This window comes from Nocardia carnea (assembly GCF_029868855.1).
In the GTDB taxonomy this organism is placed as follows: domain Bacteria; phylum Actinomycetota; class Actinomycetes; order Mycobacteriales; family Mycobacteriaceae; genus Nocardia; species Nocardia carnea_A.
In genome coordinates, this window is the sequence record NZ_JARWOV010000126.1 from 1 (window position 1) to 2,782 (window position 2,782).

Sequence of the window (2,782 nt, forward strand, 5' to 3'; positions counted from 1 at the left end):
CCCCCCCGCCCGGGGCGGGGGGGGGGGGGGCCCCCCCCCCCACCGGCCCCCCCCCCCCCCCCCCCCCATCCGGCGCCCCCCCCCCCCCCCCCCCCGGGGGGCGCCCCCCCCCCCCGCCCCGGCCCCGCCCCCCACGCTCGACCTGGCTCTCCACTAATACCACAGGGCGGCACCACTGCTCGAGCTCGGCTGTGGTGCCGCCATCAGAACGAGTGTGCTGGGCGGGGTCGGACCGGCGGTCCTGAGTACCCTCGCGGTCTCGGCCCAGGTGAAGTCGGGCGAGCTGAAAGTCGTCGAGGTGGAGGGCCTCCACCTCGATCGCACACTTCGCGCCGTCTGGCGTCCGCCGCGTCAACTGGAGGGGCCCGCGGGCGATCTCGTCAGACTCGTGCGACGAGTTCCCGTTTGAGTATTTTGCCGGTCGCCGTCATGGGCAGAGCGGTGGTGAACTCGATGGAGCGGGGATATTTGTAACCCGCCATCTGTTCTCGGCACCACAGGATCAGGTCTTTCTCGCTGATCCGGGCGTTCGGATCGAGGATGACATAAGCTTTGACCTCCTCGCCGAGGCTCTCGTGCGGCACACCGATCACCGCTGCGAGGGAGACAGCCGGATGGGTCATGAGCACTTCCTCGACCTCCCGCGGATAGACATTGAAACCGTTGCGGACGATGAGGTCCTTCGCCCGGTCGACGATGTAGTAGAAGCCGTCCTCGTCGCGGCGGGCGAGGTCGCCGGTCCGGAACCAGCCGTCGCGCGTCACCTCGGCGGTCTCCGCCGGCCGGCCCAGGTAGCCCTTCATGACGTTGTGTCCACGCAGCGCGATTTCCCCCGGCCCGGCGTCGTCGACGGTTCGCCAGTCGTCGTCGACGAGTCGCGCCTCGACACCCCAGACCGGCACCCCGACCGATCCCGGACGCGGGTCGCGCTCCGGATCGCTGAACAGAGCCAGTGGGGAGGTCTCGGACAAGCCATAGCCTTCCAGGATCCACACCCCGAAACGTTCCGCGAAACGAGTGAGGATCTCGACGGGCAAGGGAGCCCCGCCCGAGATCGCCCGGCGGATGGTGTGAGCGATCCGATCGACGTCGACGGTCTCGTCGAGGGCTCCGAGCAACGCCCAGTACATGGTGGGTACGCCGGCGAACACGGTAACTCCCTCATCCATCATCAGCCGCAGGGCAGCCGCCGCCTCGAACCGTGGCAGCAGGACCAGTGTGGCCCCGACGGAGAGACCCGCGTTCATGACGACGGTCTGCCCGAAGGAATGGAACAGCGGCAGCGTGGCCAGGAAAGTATCGTGCCGGATCGGGTTACTGTCGAACAGCCTGTTGGCGGTCACCGCGTTCAACACCATATTGATGTGGGTGAGCTCGGCTCCTTTGGGTTTTCCGGTGGTTCCGCTGGTGTAGAGGACGACCGCAGTATCGCCGGCCTCGCTTACCGCTGCCTGGAATATCTCCGGCTGATCTTCGAGCGCACGGGACAGTGCGGTGACACCGTCTCCCGGTTCGCCGTCACCGGGTCCCCTGGTGAAAAGCACCATCTCCCGGCATTCGGGTGCGGCGTCGAACCCCGCGCGGCCGAACTCCCCGACCGGTAGCTCATCGGTGCCCGCGAAGCAGAAAAAGGCGGCGGCACCGGAATCGGCCAGATGATAGGAGATTTCGCGGCCTTTGAGCATCACGTTCAGCGGAACGACGACGGCGCCGGCCTTGAGGATCCCGTAATAGACGATCGGGAACTCGGGCACGTTCGGGCAGGAGAGCGCTACCTTTTCGCCCGGCCGGATACCCCATGAAACCACCAGGTTGGCCACTTGATTCGACCGGGCTTCCAGCTGCGCGTAGGTGATCCGCTCGGCACCGAGGACAAGTGCGTCCCGGTCCGGGTAGCGGCGGGCGGAATCGGTCAAGAGCATGGCGAGGTTCAGCACGTCGAACTCACTTTCGGTTGTCCCGACGACCGCCGGCCGCGGCACCGGCGAGTGGCGCCGAGGTGGGTGGACCGCACAGTCCGAATTCGCCGACCAAGGCGAGACCCTGCGGAGATATCGGTAACCGCGTCCATCCCGAAGAAGAACACCCAGGTCACGGCGCGACCTGCTCTGACACCCGGCTGAGCTGCCGCACGAGTTCTTCGGCCTGCGGCCAGTACCCGAAACCGGACGCGGGATTGAGGTGGCCGACTGCGCCCAACTCCACCACTCGACTGCCCCAGGCCTCCGCCATGCCGACGACCCGCCGGTGGGACCCCAGCGGGTCGTCGCTGCTGACCGCGACGATGCTGGGAAACGGCAACCGGCGGCGCGGAATCGGGTTCCATCCGGCACGGTCGAGGATTTCGGTTGTCGGATAGCCCTCGGGCAGTGAGCTTTCCAGATCGGCCGGCGTTGCGAGAAGTGCGCCGAGGATCGGCCGGTTCGGCTGCTGCGCCCAGTGCACAGTGGTTATCACGCCTGCGCTGTGGGCCACCAGGACCACGGGTCCGTCGATTTCGGTGAGCACGTCCGCGAGCGCGGCCACCCTGGCCCGGCGGCTCAGTGTGTCGTATTCGAGTGGCGGCACCGTGCAGGTTCGCTCGAGTCGATCGGCGAGCAAGGTCTGCCAGTGCTCCGCGACATGGTCGCGGAGTCCGGGCACGATCACCACTGTCGGGTCGGCGGTGCTGTTCATGGGTCTCCTCGAGACGGCGGTACACAATGCTGATGGGCGCAAACCGGTCGGGGGGGGGGGGGGGGGGGCGCGCGGCGCCCGCCCGCCCCCCCGCGCCCCGGCGGGG

Annotated in this window: 2 protein-coding genes and 1 pseudogene; 1 reads left to right on the top strand and 2 read right to left on the bottom strand. The window is 68.1% G+C overall.

Going from position 1 to position 2,782, the window contains the following annotated elements:
- Nucleotides 1-130: 130 nt before the first annotated feature.
- Nucleotides 131-409, top strand: a pseudogene (locus tag QH195_RS12295) (LysR substrate-binding domain-containing protein); the annotation flags it as partial.
- Here QH195_RS12295 and QH195_RS12300 read toward each other — a convergent pair.
- Nucleotides 381-1,937, bottom strand: a complete 1,557-nt coding sequence (locus tag QH195_RS12300) for a long-chain-fatty-acid--CoA ligase (protein ID WP_280435453.1) — start codon at nucleotides 1,935-1,937, stop codon at nucleotides 381-383. The pseudogene QH195_RS12295 and the gene QH195_RS12300 sit on opposite strands and share 29 nt — an antisense overlap.
- A gap of 154 nt (nucleotides 1,938-2,091) precedes the next feature.
- On the bottom strand, nucleotides 2,092-2,676 hold the full coding sequence (locus tag QH195_RS12305) for an RBBP9/YdeN family alpha/beta hydrolase (RefSeq protein ID WP_280435454.1): 585 nt from the start codon (nucleotides 2,674-2,676) through the stop codon (nucleotides 2,092-2,094).
- Nucleotides 2,677-2,782 lie beyond the last annotated feature (106 nt).